This window comes from Mucilaginibacter sp. CSA2-8R, from assembly GCF_038806765.1.
In the GTDB taxonomy this organism is placed as follows: Bacteria; Bacteroidota; Bacteroidia; order Sphingobacteriales; family Sphingobacteriaceae; genus Mucilaginibacter.
In genome coordinates this window covers 5,242,725-5,265,604 of record NZ_CP152389.1, presented here as the reverse complement: position 1 = coordinate 5,265,604, position 22,880 = coordinate 5,242,725, and the positions used below count along the sequence as shown (strand labels likewise).

The window sequence follows — 22,880 nt, the reverse complement described above, 5'->3', positions numbered from 1 at the left end:
TTTATTCATTTGCACATACGCACATTAGCATATCTGCATATTATTTTTTGTACGCATCAACCGCTTTACGAACGCTGCCGTGCTCGTTTAAAAGTTGGGCTGCCGTTTGTTCATCAACACCAATTTCCTGCATAACCATGCGGTTTGCGCGGTCAACCAGCTTATGGTTAGTTAACTGCATATCCACCATTTTATTACCTTTTACCCTGCCCAGTTGTATCATTACCGCTGTAGTCAGCATGTTTAGTACCAGCTTTTGGGCGGTACCGGCTTTCATGCGGGTAGAGCCGGTTACAAACTCGGGGCCGGTTACTACTTCAACAGGGTATCGGGCTTCGGCGGCTACCGGGCTGCCGGCATTGCAAACAATGCAACCTGTAGTCAAGCCTTCTTCGTTAGCTTTACGTAAACCGCCAATTACATAAGGCGTACGGCCCGAGGCAGCAATGCCTACTACCACATCATTAGCAGTAATATCAAATTCCTGTAAATCTTTCCAGGCCTGCTGGTCGTCATCTTCGGCAAACTCCACAGCTTTGCGTATGGCACCATCGCCGCCGGCAATAATGCCTACTACCCAATCAAAAGGCACACCAAAGGTTGGTGGGCACTCCGAGGCATCAACTACACCTAAACGGCCGCTGGTGCCGGCGCCAATGTAAAACAGGCGGCCACCGGTTTTCATCTTTTCGGTTACGGCCTGTACCAGTTTTTCTATCTGGGGCATGGCTTTGGCTACTGCCTCGGGTACGGTTCTGTCTTCCTCGTTAATGTGCTGGAGTAACTCGGCAACCGGTAGTTGCTCCAAGTGGGTATAATGTGAGTCTTGCTCTGTAGTATTTATCATTTCTTTCTTACAAATCTGTAACAAAATTCGGCAAAATTCCGTCAACTACAGCAACGCATACACATTCAAATACGTATTTTTGTTACGGGGATTTATGAAGCAAACAGCAGTTATTATTTTCAGATCGGTAATCTTGTTACTTGCCGGCATTGCTATTGGTTTGCTACTAAATAGGCGTACGGCTGACGTTGACGAGCCATACCAAATGACCGGTAACGATAAGATGGACCGGGTAATGAAATTAGTTCGTAAAAAGTACGTCGACTCGCTTAATATTGACAGTGTTGAGGGGGTGGCTATTAACAACCTGCTCCAAAAGCTAGACCCGCATTCAGTTTACCTCCACAAAAGACAAGCAGAGTCATTGTCAGAAAAACTGGAAGGCGGTTTTGATGGCATTGGCGTGGAATCGCAAATACTGCGCGATACGCTGTTTATTGCGCAGGTAATTCAAGGGTCGCCGGCGGCTAAGGCCGGTTTACCTAATGGGGCCAAGGTGGTTACCTTAAACGACCGGCCATTTGCAGGTACTCATTTGGATCCCGGAAAAGTAAGCGAAGCCTTTACCGATAAAAAAGATACCGGATTGGATTTTGGGGTGATTGCTTATGGCGAGCAAACGGTTAAAAATTACCATATCAAACATAGCCACGTCAACATGAGCAGCCTGGACGCTTCGTACATGATCTCGCCGGGGACAGGCTATATTAAGATTGGAAAGTTTGGTGCTACTACTGATGCCGATTTCAGGACTGCCTTAAAGCGTTTTAAAGCCAATGGCATGCAAAAGCTGGTGCTTGATTTAAGGGGTAACGGCGGTGGCTATTTAAATACCGCAACCGCACTGGCCGATGAGTTTTTACCTAAAAACAAACTGATTGTTTATACCCAGGGACAGCACGAACCGCGTACCGATTATTTTGCTACCGATTCGGGCGTATATGAGAACGGTAAACTGGCTGTATTGATTGATGAACATTCGGCATCTGCCAGCGAAATATTGGCCGGCGCATTGCAAGATTTGGACCGGGCCGTAATTGTAGGCCGCCGTTCATTTGGTAAAGGGTTAGTGCAGGAGCAGTTTTCGTTTGATGATGGGTCGGCTTTAAATTTAACGGTGGCCAGGTATTTTACACCGTCGGGCCGAAGCATACAAAAATCTTATAAAAAGGGTACCGAGAGTTACCGGAACGAGTTAAGCGAGCGCTTGCAAAAAGGGGAGCTGTATGTAGCGCAAAATAATGCAGACGACAGCACCTTTAATACTTCAGTTACTTACCATACCAGCGCCGGTAAAAAGGTATATGGTGGCGGCGGTATTATGCCCGATGTATTTGTACCGGAGGATGCAGCCATTAATGTGCCTTTAATTAATGAGTTGAGCCGTAGCCAGCTATTTACAGCTTACGTAATTGACCACATGCAGGGAATATTAAAAAACTATAAAACGCCTAGCGAATATGTGCAGTATTACAGTGTAACGGATGATGAACTGACCCGCTTTATTGTGTATGCTGCCGGAATGCTTAAAGAGATGGACTCGCATGAAATTGCCTTGGCTAAAAATTATATGAAGCTGTTACTGAAAGCACAAGGCGCCCGTTTTAAATGGGGAAATGAGTGGTATTACCGCATCATTAATCAAAATGATTTGGCTATATCTAAAGCCGAAGCCGCTTTAAACTAATAATCAGTAATCAACAAAAACAGATAAACATTGGTAAAGCAAAATGGCCGCTGAATTTATTCAAGCGGCCGTTTTGCTTTTATATAGGTTAAAAGCATCTATTCTTCAACAACCTCGTTATGCGGGCTGCTTACTTCTTCTTCCTGCTTTTTAAAATAGCGGTTTTGATAAATTAAGATCAGAATTACGCCTACAGAGATGGCAGCATCGGCCAGGTTAAAGATGGGCCTGAAAAACTTAAATTCTTCGCCGCCCCAAACCGGTAACCATGCCGGAAATGTGCCCTGTATAATAGGGAAGTAAAACATATCTACTACCCGGCCCTGAAATATAGGAGCATATTTATAAATTATCCCATAAAAGGTAGAATCTATAATGTTGCCCAAAGCTCCGGCAAAAATAAGTGCTACGTTAAGGATAAGGCCACGCGGATGTTTATGCTTAATTAAATAAACCAGCGCCACGCCAATGCCAATTACGGCAAATACCCTAAACAACGACAAGGCCAGTTTACCAGCCACGCCGCCTAATTCCCAGCCAAAGGCCATCCCATTATTTTCGGTATACAGTAGCATACCTCGGTCGCCCAGAAAATGTATTTCCTGTCCAAGGTACATATTGCTGCGTACCCAAATTTTAATGGCTTGGTCTGCCAGGATAACTAAAAAAGCTAATAAAAAAGGTTTTATGTAAGATGCCTTCATGTATTACTGCTTCAGTTTGGCTTCCATGCTCATCGTGGTATGCGGCACGGCACGCAGGCGTTCTTTGGGTATCAGCTTACCGGTTACGCGGCAAACACCATACGTTTTGGTTTCAATGCGTACCAAAGCAGCCTCTAACTGTTCTATAAACTTTTTTTGACGAGCAGCTAACTGGTTAATCTGCTCTTTTTCTAAAGTGGCAGAACCGTCTTCTAAAGTTTTATAAGTGCCGGCGGTGTCATCAGTGCCGTTTAGGTTAGGGTTGCTTAATGATGAAGCCAGTGCATTCAGTTCTTCGCGTGCAATGCGGATTTTGTCTAAAAGAAGTTCTTTAAACTCTTGCAGTTCTGCGTCTGAATATCTTGTTTTTTCCTGTTGTGGTGTGCTCATTATATTTTACTGATAGATATTAATATTTCGTTATCGTCAATAACGGTTTTTTCACCCTCGGTCAGTTCGTTATCTAACTGGATGTCAGCCGCTAAAATTTCGGCGCAAATATAGGATAAATTGTTTTTAACCGCCTCGCTGATCAACGGATGGTTGCTCAGGCGTACATTAATTTTATCGGTTACTTCAAAGTTATTTCCTTTACGCAAGTTCTGGATGCGGTTAATCAACTCGCGTGATATGCCCTCCTGTTTCAGTTCTTCGGTTAAGGTAACATCTAAAGCAACGGTTAGTTTGCCTAAGTTTGCCACCTGCCATCCGGGTACGTCTTCGGCACTAATCTCAACATCGGTAGTCGAAATAGTGTGGCCGGTACCCTTAAGCGTAAAGCTTCCCTGGCTTTCCAGGCTTGCAATATCTTCTTGGGTAAACTCGGTGATGGCCTGGGCTACGGCTTTCATGTCTTTACCCACCTTTTGACCTAAAGCTTTAAAGTTTGGTTTAATCCTGCGCTTAATAAAGCCGGCAGTATCGGTAATGTACTCAATAGCTTTGATGTTGGTTTCTGACAGGATTAACTCTTTAACCTGCTCTACCTTGTGCTCAAAGTTTTTATCCAGTATCGGCAATAATATTTTGCTCAACGGCTGGCGTACGTTGATGCCTACCTTTTTACGCAACGACAAGGTAAGCGACGAAATATCCTGCGCTAACTGCATGCGCTCTTCCAGCGCTTTATCCACCAGTTCGGTTTGGTAAACCGGGAAATCGGCCAAATGAACAGACTCAAACTGCTCTTTGCCGGTAGCGGTGTTTAAGTCATTGTATAAACGCTCGGCAAAAAACGGTGCTATAGGCGACATCAGCTTGGCGATGGTTACCAAACAGGTGTATAAAGTTTGGTAAGCCGATGTTTTATCTTCAGAATTATCAGATTTCCAGAAACGGCGGCGGCTCAGGCGTACGTACCAGTTGCTCAGGTGTGCATCCACAAAATCCTGAATAGCGCGGGCTGCTTTGGTTGGCTCAAAATCTGCATAAAACGCGTCAACCTCTTGGGTTAAGGTATTCAGTAATGACAAAATCCAGCGGTCAATTTCCGGGCGTTGACTCAACTCAACTTCGGGACTGCTGTAATCGAATTGATCAATGTTGGCATACAACGAAAAGAATGAGTAGGTGTTATACAACGTACCAAAAAACTTGCGGCGTACTTCATCCAGTCCTTCAATATTAAATTTAAGGTTATCCCAGGGCGATGCATTGCTAATCATGTACCAGCGGGCGGCATCAGCACCGTACTGTTCAATGGTATCAAACGGGTCAACGGCATTGCCTAAACGTTTAGACATTTTGTTGCCGTTTTTATCGAGCACCAAACCGTTAGATACTACGTTTTTAAACGCAATGCCCTGGTTGCCTACCTGCTGGTTTACGGCTTTAACCTCGTCGCTGGCTTCGCTCAGCATTACCGCTATGGCATGCAGGGTAAAAAACCAGCCGCGCGTTTGGTCAACACCCTCGGCAATAAAATCGGCCGGATAAGCATTGGCAAACTCTTCTTTATTCTCGAACGGGAAGTGCCATTGTGCATAAGGCATAGCACCCGAGTCAAACCAAACGTCAATCAGGTCAGGCTCGCGGAACATTTTTTTGCCGGTTGATGAGGTTAACACTACATCATCCACATAAGGGCGGTGCATATCGTCCAGCTTAAAGCCCTGCGGCATAAAACCGGCTTCAATAGAGCGTGCAATTTCCTGATTTAACTCCTCAATAGAGCCAATACATTTTTCTTCGCTGCCATGTTCTTCGCGCCAGATAGGCAGTGGTGTACCCCAGTAACGCGAGCGCGACAGGTTCCAGTCCACCAAATTCTCCAACCAGTTACCAAAACGGCCGGTGCCGGTAGCTTCGGGTTTCCAGTTGATGGTTTTGTTCAGCTCAATCAGTTTATCCTTAACAGCTGTGGTTTTGATAAACCAGCTGTCCAGCGGATAATATAAAATAGGCTCATCCGTACGCCACGAGTGCGGGTAACTGTGCTCGTAACGCTGAACGTTAAAGGCTTTGTTATCTTCTTTAAGCTTGATGGAAATTAATACATCGGTAGCTTTAAAACCAGCCTCTTCGCGCTCGGCAGGGGTATAGTATTCTTCTTTAACATAACGACCGGCAAAATCGGTCACCTCGTCAACAAAGCGGCCCTGCTTGTTTACCAGCGGCACTTCTTTGCCTGTTTCGTCCAGCACCATTACTGATGGTACGTTATTTTCTTTACAGGCTCTAAAGTCATCCGCACCAAAAACGGATGCGGTATGCACGATACCTGTACCATCGCCGGTAGTCACAAAGTCAGCAGGGATAACGCGGAACGCATTTTTCTCCAGGTCGTCGTTAATCACATACGGCATTAACTGATGATAGCGTAAACCCACCAGGTCGGCACCTTTGATGGAAGCTTTAACCATCCACGGGATAACCTTGTCGCCTTCTTTGTAATCTTCAAAAGGAACATTCTCGCCTTCGGCTTTAAAGTATTTGTTTACTAAAGCCTTAGCCAGCACTACGCTAACCGGTTTAAAGGTGTATGGGTTAAGCGTGCTGATTTTTACATATTCAATGTCCTCGCCAATGGCCAGCGCACAGTTAGATGGTAAAGTCCACGGCGTAGTAGTCCAGGCTAAAATGGCGGTTTCTTCGCCAGGTTCGCTGAATAGGGTCGACATCAGCGGGTGCTGCTGGTCATTCTTTAAAAAGAACTGGGCCGTTATGGTGGTATCTTTCACCATTTTGTAAGTGCCCGGCTGGTTTAATTCGTGCGAACTTAAACCGGTACCCGATTTTGGCGAGTATGGCTGTACGGTGTAGCCTTTGTATAACCAGCCTTTGTTGTAAAGCTGCTTTAAAATCCACCAAAGGGTTTCGATATACTCGTTTTCGTAGGTTACATACGGATTTTCCAGGTCAACCCAGTAACCCATTTTCAGGGTAAGGTCGTTCCAGATGTCGGTATAGCGCATTACCTCTTTGCGGCAGGCTTCGTTATAATCTTCGATGGAGATTTTTTTACCGATGTCGTCTTTGGTAATACCCAGCGATTTTTCGACCGCCAGCTCAATAGGCAAACCATGGGTATCCCAGCCGCCTTTACGTTTTACCTGGTAACCTTTAAGGGTTTTGTAACGGCAAAAAATGTCTTTAATAGAGCGTGCCATGGCATGGTGAATGCCGGGCATACCGTTAGCCGATGGCGGACCTTCGTAAAAAGTATAAGGGTTGCTGGCTGGACGACTGCTGATACTTTTTTCGAAAATGTTGTTCTGCTGCCAGAACTCCAGCACGTCCTTGCCTATTTGTGATAAATTTAATTGCTTATATTCCTTGTACATCAGTGTTTTCCACAAAAATTAAGAGGCGCAAAATTACGGATTTTTAAAGTAATAATTTAGTTTGAAATGTGGAAATGTACGGTAGTGTTTATAATGATATAAGTTTAACAAATTGTTAATGCGTTTAAAATGAGTTTGTAAAGCGTTAGTGTAAAGCACCATAATTGTTTTTTGTAGCTGATTACTTTGCACCCAGCCATTGCAGGGCAGCAATTACTTTACTGTCCCGGTTTAAATTTTCAAAATTGTCGAGTCCGTTTACCTCTTGCTGCGGAGAGACGGCGCCATAATAGGTGTTACCATTCCTGTCAGCCTCCACCGCTACAGCCATAAGCACATTGATGTTAAACACTTGGAAAGACTGATTAGCAGTTGTGTAGGCGGCTGTTTTATTGCCAAACAAGCGGGTGTTTTTGCGCCCCATAAAGGTAATAGCCGTTGCCTCGCCCGAACTTGCGGTATAAGGACCAATAAGCAGAGCTACTTTCAGTTTGATAGCTGGTTTGCCTATCCTTTGCAAGCGGCAAACAGTGTCTTTTCCGGCATAAGTAGCTTTGCCTTTAATGCCCCACGCATCTTTTTGCTTAGTAACCGGGTCAATAAAAGAGCCGAACTGCCCATCGCCTAACAAATTAGCTACGCCCAAAATCATAGGGTACATATTACCGCCACCGTTGGTGCGTAAATCAATAATCAGCCCTTTAAGCTTTTCGGGCTGTAGTTTGGCAAGCGAATCTTGTATTTGCTGTGATAAGGTATCGGTTTCATGTTCGTGCGTTGGGTTATTATCCGGGATGAGCAGATAACCATATCCTTTTTTAAGCAATTGGGCCTCCACCTTATGCTTTTGTTTTGACTTGGCAATCAGGCTGCGGTATTTAACGGTATCAAAAGGTGCTCTTGGCGCTTTCCAACGGTAATATTTACGGTTGTATACAGCAAAGCCATGAAAATCGCCCAGCAATTCATAAATCAGCGCTACTGAGGGCATCGCTTCCTGTACAGATTTTGCTTGTGCGCTACGCTCTTTTACGGTAGCGGTAAGTTTTGCCCAGTCAACCTTATCGCGGTAAACAGAATGATGACGGGCATAAGTCAATACACTATCAATAACCATACGGGCACTGTCTGCTCCGGAAAGTGTTTGTTGTGCCAGGCTAATTGCCGGGCAGCTTAAAACAAACAGTGCGATAATGAGATATTTTTTCATGGATTAAAAGGCTGAAGTTATAACTAAATGTTTACGAATGCCTCATTAAAATTACATGCGGCCTTCTTCGGCACTGCTGCCGGTTTGGCGGTTGCGGGCGGCCTTAAGTTTGGTGTTGCCAAAGCTGTAAGTAAAGCCCAGTGTAAAGCGGCGGCTTTCCCACTCGTTGTTCCAGCGGGTGTTTACGTTATTGTATTGTTGGATGCTGCGGTAGCGATTACCAAAAAATATGTCGCGTGCTTTAAAGCTGATGGTGGCACGTTTGTTCATAAAGGTTTTGCTGATACCGGCATCAATCTGCGAACCCGAAAAAGTGCGCGCCAAGCCTGATATAGATGGCGAATAGTATTGTGCGGTTAATTGAAGCTTCACATTATTAGGTAAAAAGAAGCTCTGGTCTACATTGCCCGACCATGAAAAACGGCTGCTGAAAAATGGATTGCCCTGAACCACAGAGTTTACGCGGTCATAGCTTCCATCTAGCTCGGCGCTTACGTTCCACCATTTTACTACGTTAAAGCTGCCTGCACTGGTGGCAGTAAAGGTGCTGGTGCTGCCTAAATTTTGGTACCTCGAAATGCTTTCTTTAGTCTGGTCGTTTTGCTCAATTACATTATTAATAGTGCCATTCACTTTCAGGTAGCTCAGGCTCAACACCTGGAAGCTTTTGTAAGTGTAGTTTAGCACATAAGATTGTGAGATGGACGGCTGCAGGTAAGGGTTGCCTTGGGTAGCAGTATATGGGTCAATATAGGTAATAGCAGAATTTAGCGAACTATAACCCGGACGACTGATGCGACGGCTGAAAGAGGCATTTAATTGCTGTACCGAAGTAATTTTGTAAGTTACAAATGCACTTGGGAATAACTGCCAGTAGTTACGTTTAACCACCTCGTTACGGGTAATAGAGTTAGCAGTAGATATGGTTTGCTCGGTGCGCAGGCTGGCTTTTACTTCCCACTGGCTGCCAATGGTTCTGTTAAGCGTTGCATAAGCCGCATTGATGTTTTCATCATACTTAAAGTTGTTGCTGCGGTTAGGGTCTTGTATCCATCCGGCCGTTTTTAACGAGTCGAACTGTACGTTGCTGTGGGTATTTACAATGCTGCTTTTTAATCCGGCTTCAAATATCCAGCCTTTAGCAAAAGGGTATGTATAATCGGCTTTAATAGATTGTATGTTGTAGTTAACCGGCATAGCATTGCGTAACTGTACAGGGTTACCGGTTTGATTGCCCTGACCGTCAAAATAAATATTGGTATACTGCTGGTTATTTACTGATGTGCTGTGTACGTAATCGGCATCTACGCTTAACTTTTGGCCCAAAGTGTCAATGGCATAGCTATAGTTTAAATTAAAGTTATACGTATTGTTATCAGCCTTGCGCGGGTTGTTGCCGGTAACACTGCCGGTTTGCTGGCCCATGCTGTTTAAGGTGTACGACTGGCTGGTTACATCGGCCGTGAGTGGTGAATTATACCCTTTAAACAAAAAGCCCAAGGTATGATTTTGGTTGATGTAGTAGTCTGCGCCGGCGCTGTAACCGGTAGCCGTGGTTTTTGGGTGCCAGTAGTTATACTGGTTGTAAACCTCGCTTCCAATCTGCCGGCTCAGGGTCAGTTTGTTATAAGAGTCAAAATAACCGGAGTTTGCCCTGGCAAACATACTTACTTTGCCGGTATTGTAATTTAGATTGAAACCGCCATAAACCTTGCCATATTTGCCATAGGCCACATTGGCATTAGCTGTACCGTTGTAGCCTTGTACTTTATTACGTTTCATAATAATGTTAACTACGCCCGCGGTGCCCTCGGCATCGTAATTGCCCGGCGGATTAGGAATTAGTTCAACTTTACTTACGGCATTGCCGGGTAATGATTTCAGGTAATTGCTCAGCTCGGTGCCGCTCATGTAAGTACGGCGGCCATCAATCATTACCACCACACCTGCATTGTTGCGGTACAAAATGTTATCGTCTTTATCTAACCGGATACCGGGCGCTTTTTTAATCATGTCTAAGGCGTTATCGCCAGTGGTGTTCATTTTCTCTACGTTAACTACCAGCCGGTCGCTTTTTTGCTGCAATTGCGGTACGGTAGCTGCAACAGTAACTTCTTTTAAGGTGTTTTTTTGTTGATTGAGAATGATGGTTGGTAACTCAATAGTCGCCCCGCTTACATTAATTGGTTTGCTGTATGTTGTAGTAAAGCTAACCATTGCCGCTTTTATTATGTAATTACCGGCAGCAGGTTGGGCGAAGCTGTAAGCCCCATTGTTGTTGGCCGCCTGTGCACTTACCTGGACCGAATCGGGCAGATGAAGCAATACTATGGTAGCGCCGGGTAATGGCTGTTGCTGGGCATCGGTAACACGACCGTTAATAGTTGCGGTTTGAGCAAATGCACCGAAACTGATAAAGAATAATAATAAGGAGGCGAGCGTAATTTTCATATCTTTTTGTTGATGCTCCAAAGGTGCAGCAGCAAAAACGCCTCTTAAATATTATGATACCAACGCCGGTTTTTATTATCCGAAGGCAAGTAATAGCAGATGAACTGCCCGAAAAAGCTATTTTGCGGAGTTGGGAGTAAAAAACAGGGGGTTGGTATAAAATTTTTACCGGGTTGCAGGTTTTGCCCTACTTTTATCCATTATGCGGAAAAAGGAAATTTACTACCACATTGCTGGCTGGTTACTTTATACTCTGTATCTGGTAATCGGGTATTTTATACAAGCCAAGGGTAAACCAGTTTCTATATTTAACTATACTATCTGGATAGTCAGATTCGCCGAATTTTATTTCTGCTATTTATGGGTATATCCTAAATTTCTTTATAAGGGCAGGCCGCTGCTACTGGCTGGGGGCATTATTGCTGCTTTGGCAAGCTTTGTCGCGATGCGGTATTTGGTAGAGCAGGTTTTATGCCTGCATATTTTTGGTATTGCTAACTATTGGGGTTATACCTTTTTGTCCTATACATTAGATAACATTTATTGGGGCAGCTCTGCGGTTATTTTAAGTCTGGCTATTTACAGTGCATTCAACGCTATTTATAAAGAACAGGAAAATAAATCATTACGCGAAGAAAAGACACAAGCCGAACTTGCCTTTTTAAAAACGCAGATTAATCCGCACTTTTTATATAATACGTTAAACTATATCTACTCACTGGCTTATCCCGTTTCTGATAAGTTGGGCAACGCCGTCATCAAGCTTTCGCAACTGATGCGTTACATGCTAACCGAAAGCGCAAGCGGTGACGTTGACCTGCAACGCGAAGTGGACTATATAGAAAACTACATCAGCATTTACCAGTTGCGGTTTGAAGATAGCTTTTTTGTGGATTTTAAAACCGAGGGCGACATTGCCGGTAAGCGCGTATCTGCTTTGCTGCTGGTTCCGTTTGTAGAAAATGCCTTTAAGCATGGCGTCGTAAACGACCCCGACCGTCCTATCCGCATTCGTTTAAAAGTAACTGGAAACCGCCTGATGTTTACCGTAAGCAACCAGATTAGCCGCGGTCAAAAAGATCAATCTACCGGTGTGGGCTTACCTAACATACGCCGCCGGCTGGAGCTGATTTACCCCAACCGCCACGAGTTATTAATTGGTGACAACGGGCAAACCTACAAGGCAACCTTAAATATTATACTTTAAACTTATCTATTATGATGTTTTATTGCAGCTTTTTAGTAAGCCTGGCTATGTTATGCACCAGCCGTTTGCAGGCACAAGACACCTTGATTCATCCAAAGCAAAGGATACAGATTATATTGCTGGGTACTTATCATTTTGCTAACCCTGGTGCCGATAAGTTTAATGTTAAAGTTGACGATTATATTCAACCGGAGCGGCAAAGGCAAATACAGGATGTTAATAATGCCTTGGCTCGGTTTAACCCTGAAAAGATTTTTACTGAGAGCAATATCAAATATCAGACGCAAGCTGATAGCTTTTTTACAGCTTACAAAGCAGGGAAAATTCAAATACCGGCCAATGCTGTTAATGAGCGTTTGCAAATAGGTATGAAACTAGCAAAGCAGCTTAATAATAAAAGAATTTATGCCGTTGATGCTGATGGTAAATGGCTAAAAAACGAGGTAGAGCATTACGCTGATAGCATGCATATTAAATATTTAACGCCGTTTGAAAAAAGCTTTGGCGAATACATTAGTTACTACAACCAATACATGCTTACGCATACTGTTAAAGAGAATTTAATTTACCTGAACCGGCCAGAAGATTTACTTAACCACAACCACATAATGTATAACTATGTTTTTGCCCGCATTGGCGCCGGCGACAACTATATCGGTGCCGAACTGGTAGGTGAATGGTATAAGCGTAACGTGAAAATTTATGCTAATATTCTGAAAAATGTGACTCCTGATGATCGCCGCTTGTTGGTTGTGTTTGGATCGGGACATATCCATATATTGAAGCAGCTGTTTAAAGATAATTCTGACTTTGAGGTGATTGAAGCAAATACTTATCTGGCCAAAAAGTAATTATAATTATCCTTTATCTTTACCTCCATGATTCGCTGCCTTGCCGTTGATGACGAAGCTTACGCCGTTAAAATTATTGCCGATTACATTAGTAAAGTTCCTTTTTTAACGCTGGTGGGTACTACTACCAGCGCCATTGAGGCGCTTTCGCTGGTGCAGCAGGGCGGTGTAGATTTGGTTTTTCTAGATATACAGATGCCCGACTTAACCGGCATACAGTTTTTAAAGCTTTGCGGCAGTAAGTGCAAAGTGATATTAACTACGGCCTATCCCGAATACGCCTTAGAGGGGTATGAGCACGACGTAATTGATTACCTGCTTAAACCCATCCCGTTCGACCGGTTTTTAAAAGCGGCACAAAAGGCTTACAACCAATTGCAGCCTGCCGTAGCAGCGACACCGCCTTTATTAAATCAGGTGCCGGCAATTGCAGCGCCTGCTCCCGAGGCGGACTACATGTTTATTAAGGGCGACAGCAAGAACAAGTTTTTAAAGGTAAGTTATGATGATGTACTATACATCGAAGGCTTAAAAAACTATGTATCGGTATTTACACCGGGTCAGCGGATGGTAACCTACCAAACCCTGCGCGATTTAGAAGAACAGCTGCCCAAGCCTCCATTTTTCAGGGTACATAAATCCTACATTGTCTCCATCGATCAGATACGTATGATTGATGGACATACGATTTATATACAAGATCAGGCCATTCCGATAGGCGAAACCTATCGTGACGAATTTTATAAACTCATCCGCGAAGAATAAACAACAAGGCCACGCGGTAAATATAATCATATCACAACACTTTGCTATATTTGCCTAACCGGTAATGGCCGGAAGTAATCTATGCCGCAAGATATTATCAAAATAGCCGTTGTTGGTCCCGAAAGTACGGGAAAGTCGGCAATGTCTGCATATCTGGCAAAGCATTACCAAACGGTTTGGGTGCCCGAGTATGCCCGCGAATATTGCGAAAAGCTTACCGCCGAGTGCACCTGGCAAGACGAAATTAATATGTATCATGGTCAGCTGGCCCTGGAGCAAGAAATGCTGCCGCAGGCCAACCGCCTGTTAATTTGCGATACTACCTTTATTACCATCAAAATCTGGAGCGACCAGATGTTTGGCCAGGCACCACCCGAGGTACTGGAAAAACTGCCCCAACATACTTACGATTTTTATTTACTCCTAAATATTGACCTGCCCTGGCAAGATGACCCGCTGCGCAATTTCCCTAACATGCGTGAGCATTTTATGACTGTTTGGCACCATGAACTACAGGACTTGCAAGCTAACTACGTAGTTATATCGGGCCAGGGGCAACCCCGGTATGATGCAGCTGTTGAGGCAGTTGACCATTTCTTAAAAAATAATTCATAATTTTTTAGCGTTGGTGCAACGCTGCAGAAAATGCTGCGTCTTGTAACTTGAAAGCTAATCACGATTGGAAGCCTTATACATAGACAAGCACTATCAACTGGTGGTTGAGTGCAAGCAGGGAAGTAAAAAAGCCTGCTATGAGTTGTATCGCCTGTACTCGAAGGCCATGTTAAACGTGGCGTTTCGGATATTGAATAATGTGGACGAGGCCCAGGACGTGCTGCAGGAATCTTTTTTGGATGCCTTTAATAAGGTAAAAGATTTTAGGCAGGAAACTACTTTTGGTTTGTGGTTAAAGCAAATTGTGGTTAACCGCTCCATTAACCTGCTCCGCAAGCGCAAGTTAGAATGGGTAGAAATGGAAAGCGAACAATTAGAAAACATACCCGATGAGGAGGAAAGTGATGATGAAGATATACAATACCGGGTGGAGCAGATTAAAGAAGCCATGAAGCTTTTACCCGAAGGGTACCGGGTGGTGTTATCACTCTACTTGTTAGAAGGATATGACCACGAAGAGATAGGACAGATTTTAAATATAACCGAAAATACCTCAAGAACCCAGTTTTTGAGAGCTAAAAGAAAACTTAGCGAAGTACTGAAAGTAAGAGGAGTAGCCTAATGAGCAAGCGATTAGAAAAATTTATTATTGATAACCGCGAAGAGTTTGATGACCTGGAGCCGGGAGCAGGCTTATGGAACAAGATAGCGCAGCAAATGGAACCCGATGTAGTAGAGCTGCCAAAAAAGCCTGAGGCTAAAACCTTTTCTTTAGGTTTTGTATTGCGGGTAGCCGCTATCATTATTGTAGTAATGGCGGTGGGCTTTGGCGCTTATCTGCAAAGTCAGAAAAGTACAGGTGTTGATTTAGCAGCCATTAACCCCGAATATGCTAAACAGCAGGTGCAATATGCATCGCTGATTGAAAGTAAACGCAACGAATTAAAAGAACTTGCCAAAAACGACCCGCAATTATACCGGGAGTTTAACGGTGAGATTAACAAGATGGAAGCATCTTATAAAAAGCTTAAACATGATTTAGCCACCAGTCCTAATCAGGAACGAGTTTTACGTGCAATGATCCGGAACTTGCAAATACAAGCCGAGGTGCTTAATCAGCAATTACAAGTGATAGAACAGTTTAGAGACAGTAAAAGTGAACCCACCCATGAAACTAAAAATATTTAATATAAAAGCACTTTTGTTATGCAGCTTGCTGGTTGCCGTGCAGGGAAGCTTTGCACAACAAAACAAAGCCGACAGCGACAAGGACTTTGACAAGCAGATGCAAAAGCTGCAAGGCCAGATGCGCGACTTGCAAAAACAAGTGCAAAAATTGCAGATGAAAAAACTGAAGGAAAAATCTGCCGAACTGCAAAAGCTTTCCAAAGAGTTAACTACTCGTGCCCTGGCGCATGTTGATGATTTCAACATTTCCGGTGCCGATAAAGGCCTGGGTATAACTGTTGTGCCTAATTTAGAGGGTTTGGGCAAAATAACACCTCATGTTTACACGCAGTTGAATAGTCTAAGGCTGTCACCTAATGTTTATAATTTTAAATTCGACGAGAAATCGCTGCAGGAGAAAGTACAAAATGGCGAAATCAAAGAGAAAACTAAAATTTACAGCAAAAGCTACAACGTAGATGCTGATGATAAGCTAACCATTAACAATGCCTATGGCAAGGTTACGGTAAACACCTGGTCTAAAAATGAAGTGAAAGTTGATGTGCAAATGATGGCTTATGCCAATGAGGAAGAAGATGCTCAGAAACTGCTGGATAATATTTCTATCCAGGACAGTAAAGAAAACTCAGTAATTTCTTTTAAAACCAGCATTGCACCAACTATGGTAAAAAATACCAATACCAATGTGATAGGTGCCTGGTTTAGTTCGGGTAAAAGCTACACCCGTAAAATGGTGATTAACTATACCGTTTACATGCCGGCTAAAAGCCAGTTAGATGTTACTAATAAGTTTGGAAACGTGATTTTGCCTAACTTATCCGGAAAAGTGAATATTGCGCTTACCTCAGGAGCTCTTATTTCACAGGAATTAAATAATCCTGAAATAAGGCTTACCAATGGTGATGCTAAAATAAGCACTATGAATAATGGCGCAGTGAATATAACCTACGGCAGTCTTGATTTAGGTACCGCTAATAACATTAAAGCAAGAGTAGTATACGGCGGAATGAATGTAGACAGACTTAAAACCAATGGTGATTTAGCTGCCGTTTATGGCAATGGAATTAAGGTGTTAGAGGTAGATAAAAACTGTAAAAATTTAAATATAAAAGCCACCTATACCAAAGTAAACCTTGGTGTAAAAGATGATTACGACTTTGACGTAACTACCACACTCGGAAGTTTTGATTACGACAAAAATGTGGTAAAAGTAATTAACACTACACCCGAAGAAAATACGCGTCACTACTCTACAACACGTACTTTTAAAGGCCAGGTAAATAAGGGCAACCCGGATAAAGCCATTACTATTAAATCAACTTATTCGCAGGTTAAATTCGATTAATAATAATTCTCGCTCTGTTCATATAAATATAAACCCTTGCTGTTATTCGGCAAGGGTTTTGCTGTTTTATGGGCATATTAATCCTGTAAGATGGAGTTACTCAATAATCCCGAAGCCTGGATATCGCTGGCTACCTTAACCTTGCTTGAGATTGTACTGGGCATCGACAATATCATTTTTGTTTCGATACAAGCCGGTAAGCTGCCCGGAAACCAGCAAGATAGAGCCCGCAAATTAGGTTTGGCTGGTGCCATGCTTACCCGGATTTTATTGCTGTTATCTATCAGCTGGATCATGAAGCTTACCAAGCCTTTCATCAACCTGGGCGAGGTACTCAGTATCAGTAATCATGACTGGGCCGAACGTCTGGCCTTTTCGGGCCGCGATTTGATTTTACTGGTGGGCGGTTTGTTTTTGATTTATAAAAGCAGCCACGAAATTCACGAAAATATTGACCACGCTGAGGAAGATGAGCATGATACCAAGCCACAATCTTTTTGGGCAGCCATTGTGCAGATTATGTTGCTGGATATCGTGTTTTCGCTCGATTCGGTAATTACGGCGGTTGGTTTGGCCGACCATGTAGAAGTGATGATTGCCGCCGTGGTAATTTCGGTTGGCATCATGTTGTGGGCTTCGTCGCCCATTGCCGGTTTTGTAAACAGGCATCCTACCGTAAAAATGCTGGCCCTTTCTTTCCTGCTGCTCATCGGTGTATCGTTGCTGGCCGAGTCATTCGACCAGGAAATACCCAAAGGCTATATCTATTTCGCGATGGCTTTTGCCGTACTTGTAGAGTTACTCAACCTGAAAGCTAAAGCCAAAAAAGAAAAGCAGCGGGTCGAGATTAATAAGCCGAAGTAAAGGATGCTGATCTTGTAAATTGAATAATGAAAAAAACCTCGAAGAGGAGCACTTGATACTTGTTCGTAATCCTTTTAACCAACAATAGCCGCATTTGCGGCTATTGTTGGTTGTTTTATAACTTATTTATTTGCTTAAGCGGGCTATTTCGCTGCCTGCTAACAGGTAGCAACCCAAGCCGTAATCTTCAAAATCGGGGATGTGGTCGTAGCTAACAGGCTGGCCATCCTTCGGTTCTTTACCGGTGCCTTGTACGTAACCCAGCATGCCATCGGGGTGCAAACAGTCTTTAGCCATAGCATTCCAGGCTTTGGCAATAATAGGCTGATAGGTTGCCTTTTTTAGTATGCCGTTATTAACGCCCCAAGCCATACCGTAAATAAACAGCGAAGTACCGGTTAGCTCCTTACCGCCGTAGTTAGTAGGATCCATTAAGCTTACGTTCCAATATCCGTCAGTACGCTGTAGTGGTACCAGCGCAGCAATCATGTCTTTGTACATTTGCAGGTACTCGGCACGGTGCGGTGCATTTTTAGGCATCACCTCAAGCACGCGTACCATAGCTGCCACTACCCAACCATTACCGCGCGACCAGTAACAATTGGCTCCGTTAGGTTCTTTATAAGGTGGCACAAAATCTTTATCACGCCACCATAAACGTTCCTGTGTGTTATAGAGCCCTTTGCCTCCGTGCACTGTTTTTGAATAATTGTATATCTCATACATCTTTTCAAAATAGCGGTCATCTTTATAAATCGTTCCTAACTTGGCAAATATGGGCATGGCCATTTGCAGTGCATCAATCCAGTGCCAATCGTCAATTTTATCGCTGGCCAGCATCAGGTCAATGTTTTTCTTGATGGGCTCAATGTACTCCGGCTTTTTATCCAGTTGGTAAAGCTCAATATAAGTTTGTCCGCAACACTGGTTGTCGGCATTGCGGGTGTTCATCCCATCGCGCGGTTCCCATTTATGATGGTTGGCCCAATCTATAGCATACTGATAGTATTCTTTCTTAGGGTCTATTTTATGTAAGGCCATCAATCCTTCATAATAAACGGCACGTGTCCATAAATTACTGGTGCGCACCTTACCATTAACATTAGTAGGCGTACCCGGATCAGGCCATTTCTTCATAAAATAAGAGTTGGCCAGTTCCATATCACTCACAATTTTAGATTTTGCAGGCAGTTTTTGTGCATGCAAATCCTTAAAGGGAGCAACCAGCATCAAACCGGCTATCATGATAGATGAACTTAGTTTAGCTTTTAACATAAAGTGTGTTTTATTGTCAATCTGTTTTTTAATGATGTTTGCTTCGGGAGCGCCGCAATTAAGTATTTCTATATTAGAAACCGGTTAATTTGCAATGCTCAACCACAAAACATTTGTGGAATGTTCTTGACTATTTCTTCAGTAAATATTTACTGAGCGAAAAGCCTTTGCTGCTACGAATGCCTCCGGCTACTAACTGCGCGTTTAGCTTAGCACCATCTAAACTGGTATGTGTATGGTCGGTAGTGGTAAAATAAGCTGTCTTTACTTTTTCTTCTCCTTCTTTATCATAAACGTCAGACACCAGCTGGTTCAGTTCAATAAAAGTAGCGCCGGCCTGTTTAGCTGCCTGGCTTGCCCACAAAACATAGTCATTGGTATTGCGGTTTACCTTACCATCTTTCCAGCTATTACGTGGTATAAGTGAGCAAACTGCTACAGTGGCACCTTTGGCTTTAGCCTCGCCAATCATTTTACGCAGGTACCAGCCATAACTATGTATTACTTCCTGCTGTTTGGTGAGCGGGTTATAAAGCTCCTGCTGTTCGTCGCCGTTACTTTTGATGGTGCCTCGGGCACGCGAGGTATCTACCAGCGGGCTCGAGTCATTATGACCGAACTGCATAACTACATAGTCGCCGGGCTTAATCTTAGCAACTACCTGGTCCCATAATCCTTTGGTTTGAAATGTACGGCTGCTGGTACCGCCCAGGGCATCATTTTCTACTGTGATGCGGGTAGTATCAAAATAGTTGCCCAGGTAACTACCCCATCCCCACAAGCCACCGTCTCCTTTGCCTTTGCCGTTTTTTACGGTAGAGTCGCCTACCAGATATAATACCGGTTTTGGCTTTTGCACAAAGGAGAATAATATACCGGCCGCTCCAACCAGTAATAATGCTGCAAGTACAGCCTTAATATTTTGCGAAAGTTTCATCTTATTTTTTGAGGTATTTATTTAGTGCGATAGATGGATTAGCCCTGATGCCCGCCACTACCGATTCGGCATTTACGGTAGCCCCCATTTTATTAGGATGTGTATGATCGCCGGGGAAAAACTTTTTAACCGAATCGGCGCCCCAGGTGTCATACTTATCCGCAGTGATGCCGTTTAAGTTAATAAAGACTACTTTTTCCTGTTCGGCTATTTCTTTAGCCCACTTGCCATAATCATTATCGGCGCGCAATACCTTGCCGTCTCTAAACTCGTTGCGCGGAATCATAGACAAAACAATGGGCGTAGCACCTTTAGCTTTGGTTTCACGAATAAACTTACGCAGGTACCAGCCATAAGTATGTACAGTTTCTTTACTGCCGTTGGGCCAGGTTAAATCTACGGTTTCTTCGCCGGTGCCTTTCAGCACACCGCGATAGCCTGCCTTGTTGGTGTCGGGTTTGCTGCCTTCATTGTGGCCAAACTGCATAAGCACGTAATCGCCTGGGCGCAGCATCGAATCTACCCGGTGCCAGCGGTTTTCTTTAATAAAGGTACGGGTACTGCGCCCGGCCATTGCCTGGTTATTGATGCTGATTTTGCTCAAATCAAAGTAGTCGGGCAAAATAGAACCCCAGCCCCACTGCACCTTATCAGAATTATGCACGGTAGAATCGCCGATGAGGTAAATAACCGGTTTAGTAGGCTGCTTAAAAGCCAAGCCTGCTATTAAGGCAATGCATGCTAAACCTGCGAACTTAAAAATCTTCTTCATTTAAAAACAGTTGGTATGATTAGGAGTGACAAATAGCTATATGGTTTAAACGTTATTTATTAACCTGTAGATTAATAGATGCATCAGGCAAACCTACTACGCTGGCTTTAAGCGTTGTATTACCCGCACCGTCACCAGCTTTCAGGATAGCTACGCAACTACCCCGGGACACCTTGCGCTCCGAAGCCTGGTAAGGCTCGTGGCTGATGATGTTTCCGTTATCCACCGCCTGTATAAAACCGGCACCACTAATGGCAAATTTTACCAGGTTATCGGCATTGGTACAAATATTGCCCGCAGCATCAAGCAAAGTGGCTCTTACAATCGCAACATCATCCCAATTGTGGCTTAGTTTATTTTGGCTGGCAGTTAATAACAGCTTGGCGGGTGTGCCGGCTGTTTTAAATTCCTCGGCAGCTGCTTCTTTACCTTTGTTACGCCCAATGGCCTTAATGGTTCCTTTTTCAAAAGTCAGGTCCCACTCGCGGGGCGCATCATTGGCAGGTTTGGCCTTTACGCCTTGCGATTTACCATTCAAGAACAGCTCTACCTCATCGCAATTACTGTAAACCTGTACTTTAGATTCATGATATGTGCTTATGTCTTCGGGAGTCCAGTCGGCAACCCAGTTACCGGCCCCGGCGTTGCCCGATTTACGTACCAGGTGCACGACAGGCTTATCGCTCCACCAGCTTTGGCGTTGCAGACTTTGCTGTTTCCAGTTGCCGGCCCGGTCAAACAGGCCCTGGTTATTTGTCGTTTCGGGCCAGTCGGCCTCGCCCAGGTAATCAAAGCCTGTCCATAAAAATTGCCCAGCCATGTAAGGTTTATCACGCAGAGCCAGCCACATATTTAATACATGGGTGTTTTCGGTACCAATTACTTTCCAGTTAGGATGAGCCTCATGGGCGGCAATCAGTTCGTTTTCGCGGTAATTTTGCCCAACCACATCCATCATATCGGCAAAGCCATTGGCGTAAACGCCCGAAACGTTAGGACGGAAAAGCGCCATAGTTACCGGACGACCCGGGTCAAGCTGATGGATCAGGTTTTGCTGATCGCGGTACTTTTTAAACCCGGCCGAGTCTTTCAGGCTGTCATGAATTTCGTTGCCCACGCTGTAAATAACGATGGATGGGTGGTTACGGTCGCGCATTACCATATCGTGGGTATCACGCTCCCACCATTGGGTAAAGTTGAGGTTATAGCCTTTTTCGCCGTTGTTTTTAGCGGCCGTCCAGGTATCAAAAGTTTCGTCCATTACCAAAAAGCCCATGCGGTCGCACAAGTCTAAAAATTCAGGTGCTACCGGGTTGTGCGATGTACGTATGCCATTTACGCCTACTTCTTTTAATTGCTTAAAGCGTTGCTCCCAAATACCTAAAGGCACAGCTGCACCAACAGCTCCGCCATCATGGTGCAGGCAAACACCTTTTATTTTGATGTTTTTGCCATTAAGCCAGAAACCGGTAGCGGCCTCAAATTTAGCATCACGAATACCAAAAGTTGTTTTAACATCATCAACCACTTTGTTGCCCTGCATAATCCGGGTAATGGCAGTGTATAAAACAGGTTTGTCAATACCCCATAATTCAGGGTTGCTAACTTGTGCTTCGTAGCTATAGTCAGCAGTTTGCCCGGCTGCTACCTTTTTTACGCCACCAGCAGCGCTGACAGTTTTACCCAATGCATCAATAATAGTGGTAGTTACTTTGTACTCGCTGCCTGCCTTAGTGCTGTTAACTATTTGTGCCTGTATTTTAACGGTTGCTTTTTGAGCATTGGCTACCGGCGTTTTAATATAAACACTCCAGGGCGTAAAATGCACAGGATTAGTACCCACTAAACGTACATGCCGGTAAATACCCGCCCCGGTGTAGTAGCGAGATGCAGGCTGATTACTGTTATCGGCCTTAACAGCAATAACATTAGGCTTGTCGTAATAAATGTAGGGTGTTAAATCATATACAAAGCTGATGTAACCGTAAGGCCTTTTACCCAGGTAATGGCCGTTAATCCATACCTCACTGTAGGCCATTACCCCATCAAACTCTACGGTAACCTGTTTGCCTGTAAAATTTTTACCCAGGGTAAACTGCTTACGATACCAGCCTATACCGGCTGGCAAGTAACCACCGCCACGGCCGGTAGGATTATTCTGGTCATACGGCCCCTCAATACTCCAATCATGCGGTACATTTACTTTGCGCCATGCTTTGTCGTTATAATCGGCTTTATCAGCTCCGGCAGCATCGCCTTTGTAAAATGACCAATTGTCATCAAAAGGAGTGATAACACGCTCGGCCGGTTGTGCATTAACCTCAATAGCAGAACATAACAGAGAAAGTATGAGCAGTACAAATTTGGATTTCATGAGTGT

19 protein-coding genes are annotated in these 22,880 nt (G+C 44.0%); 9 read left to right on the top strand and 10 right to left on the bottom strand.

Going from position 1 to position 22,880, the window contains the following annotated elements:
• Window positions 1-40 precede the first annotated feature (40 nt).
• Window positions 41-847, bottom strand: a complete 807-nt coding sequence (gene murQ, locus AAGR14_RS22340) for an N-acetylmuramic acid 6-phosphate etherase (protein WP_342646463.1) — start codon at window positions 845-847, stop codon at window positions 41-43.
• Window positions 848-941: 94 nt separating this feature from the next.
• Between murQ and AAGR14_RS22335 the strand changes: the two genes are divergently transcribed.
• The gene (locus AAGR14_RS22335; RefSeq protein WP_342646462.1) at window positions 942-2,534 is read left to right on the top strand and encodes a S41 family peptidase; all 1,593 of its coding nucleotides are present in this window, start codon (window positions 942-944) and stop codon (window positions 2,532-2,534) included.
• Between the two features lie 98 nt (window positions 2,535-2,632).
• Here AAGR14_RS22335 and AAGR14_RS22330 read toward each other — a convergent pair whose 3' ends face one another.
• The 5 genes from AAGR14_RS22330 to AAGR14_RS22310 form a co-directional block, all read right to left on the bottom strand.
• A complete protein-coding gene (locus AAGR14_RS22330; RefSeq protein ID WP_342646461.1) occupies window positions 2,633-3,238 on the bottom strand; it encodes a lipoprotein signal peptidase in 606 nt (201 codons plus the stop codon).
• A 3-nt stretch (window positions 3,239-3,241) separates the two neighbouring features.
• Window positions 3,242-3,628, bottom strand: a complete 387-nt coding sequence (locus AAGR14_RS22325) for a TraR/DksA C4-type zinc finger protein (RefSeq protein WP_342646460.1) — start codon at window positions 3,626-3,628, stop codon at window positions 3,242-3,244.
• On the bottom strand, window positions 3,628-7,020 hold the full coding sequence (gene ileS / locus AAGR14_RS22320) for an isoleucine--tRNA ligase (RefSeq protein WP_342646459.1): 3,393 nt from the start codon (window positions 7,018-7,020) through the stop codon (window positions 3,628-3,630). The genes AAGR14_RS22325 and ileS overlap by 1 nt, the downstream gene beginning before the upstream one ends.
• A gap of 181 nt (window positions 7,021-7,201) precedes the next feature.
• A complete protein-coding gene (locus AAGR14_RS22315; protein WP_342646458.1) occupies window positions 7,202-8,230 on the bottom strand; it encodes a S41 family peptidase in 1,029 nt (342 codons plus the stop codon).
• Between the two features lie 51 nt (window positions 8,231-8,281).
• The gene (locus AAGR14_RS22310; RefSeq protein ID WP_342646457.1) at window positions 8,282-10,681 is read right to left on the bottom strand and encodes an outer membrane beta-barrel family protein; all 2,400 of its coding nucleotides are present in this window, start codon (window positions 10,679-10,681) and stop codon (window positions 8,282-8,284) included.
• Between the two features lie 202 nt (window positions 10,682-10,883).
• Here AAGR14_RS22310 and AAGR14_RS22305 point away from each other — a divergent pair, with 202 nt between their 5' ends.
• From AAGR14_RS22305 to AAGR14_RS22270, 8 genes are all read left to right on the top strand, one after another.
• Entirely contained in the window at window positions 10,884-11,888 is a 1,005-nt protein-coding gene (locus AAGR14_RS22305) for a histidine kinase (protein WP_342646456.1), read from the top strand.
• Window positions 11,889-11,899: 11 nt separating this feature from the next.
• A complete protein-coding gene (locus AAGR14_RS22300) occupies window positions 11,900-12,739 on the top strand; it encodes a DUF5694 domain-containing protein (RefSeq protein ID WP_342646455.1) in 840 nt (279 codons plus the stop codon).
• A 27-nt stretch (window positions 12,740-12,766) separates the two neighbouring features.
• Complete coding sequence (locus tag AAGR14_RS22295; protein ID WP_342646454.1) at window positions 12,767-13,504, top strand: LytTR family DNA-binding domain-containing protein; 738 nt, start codon at window positions 12,767-12,769, stop codon at window positions 13,502-13,504.
• A gap of 81 nt (window positions 13,505-13,585) precedes the next feature.
• A complete protein-coding gene (locus tag AAGR14_RS22290) occupies window positions 13,586-14,119 on the top strand; it encodes an ATP-binding protein (protein ID WP_342646453.1) in 534 nt (177 codons plus the stop codon).
• 64 nt (window positions 14,120-14,183) lie between these two features.
• Complete coding sequence (locus AAGR14_RS22285; RefSeq protein WP_342646452.1) at window positions 14,184-14,741, top strand: sigma-70 family RNA polymerase sigma factor; 558 nt, start codon at window positions 14,184-14,186, stop codon at window positions 14,739-14,741.
• Entirely contained in the window at window positions 14,741-15,307 is a 567-nt protein-coding gene (locus AAGR14_RS22280) for a hypothetical protein (protein WP_342646451.1), read from the top strand. Before AAGR14_RS22285 ends, AAGR14_RS22280 begins: the two co-directional genes overlap by 1 nt.
• Window positions 15,288-16,652 carry a hypothetical protein gene (locus AAGR14_RS22275; RefSeq protein ID WP_342646450.1) on the top strand — a complete coding sequence of 455 codons (1,365 nt, stop codon included), beginning with the start codon at window positions 15,288-15,290 and terminating at the stop codon, window positions 16,650-16,652. The genes AAGR14_RS22280 and AAGR14_RS22275 overlap by 20 nt, the downstream gene beginning before the upstream one ends.
• Before the next feature lie 90 nt (window positions 16,653-16,742).
• Window positions 16,743-17,516, top strand: a complete 774-nt coding sequence (locus AAGR14_RS22270) for a TerC family protein (RefSeq protein WP_342646449.1) — start codon at window positions 16,743-16,745, stop codon at window positions 17,514-17,516.
• Window positions 17,517-17,642: 126 nt separating this feature from the next.
• On the opposite strand, the gene AAGR14_RS22265 is transcribed toward AAGR14_RS22270, so the two are convergent.
• From AAGR14_RS22265 to AAGR14_RS22250, 4 genes are all read right to left on the bottom strand, one after another.
• On the bottom strand, window positions 17,643-18,791 hold the full coding sequence (locus AAGR14_RS22265; RefSeq protein WP_342646448.1) for a glycoside hydrolase family 88 protein: 1,149 nt from the start codon (window positions 18,789-18,791) through the stop codon (window positions 17,643-17,645).
• A 130-nt stretch (window positions 18,792-18,921) separates the two neighbouring features.
• Window positions 18,922-19,728, bottom strand: a complete 807-nt coding sequence (locus AAGR14_RS22260) for a rhamnogalacturonan acetylesterase (RefSeq protein ID WP_342646447.1) — start codon at window positions 19,726-19,728, stop codon at window positions 18,922-18,924.
• A gap of 1 nt (window position 19,729) precedes the next feature.
• Window positions 19,730-20,500, bottom strand: a complete 771-nt coding sequence (locus tag AAGR14_RS22255) for a rhamnogalacturonan acetylesterase (RefSeq protein ID WP_342646446.1) — start codon at window positions 20,498-20,500, stop codon at window positions 19,730-19,732.
• Window positions 20,501-20,552: 52 nt separating this feature from the next.
• Window positions 20,553-22,874, bottom strand: a complete 2,322-nt coding sequence (locus AAGR14_RS22250; protein ID WP_342646445.1) for a glycoside hydrolase family 2 TIM barrel-domain containing protein — start codon at window positions 22,872-22,874, stop codon at window positions 20,553-20,555.
• Window positions 22,875-22,880: the final 6 nt, after the last annotated feature.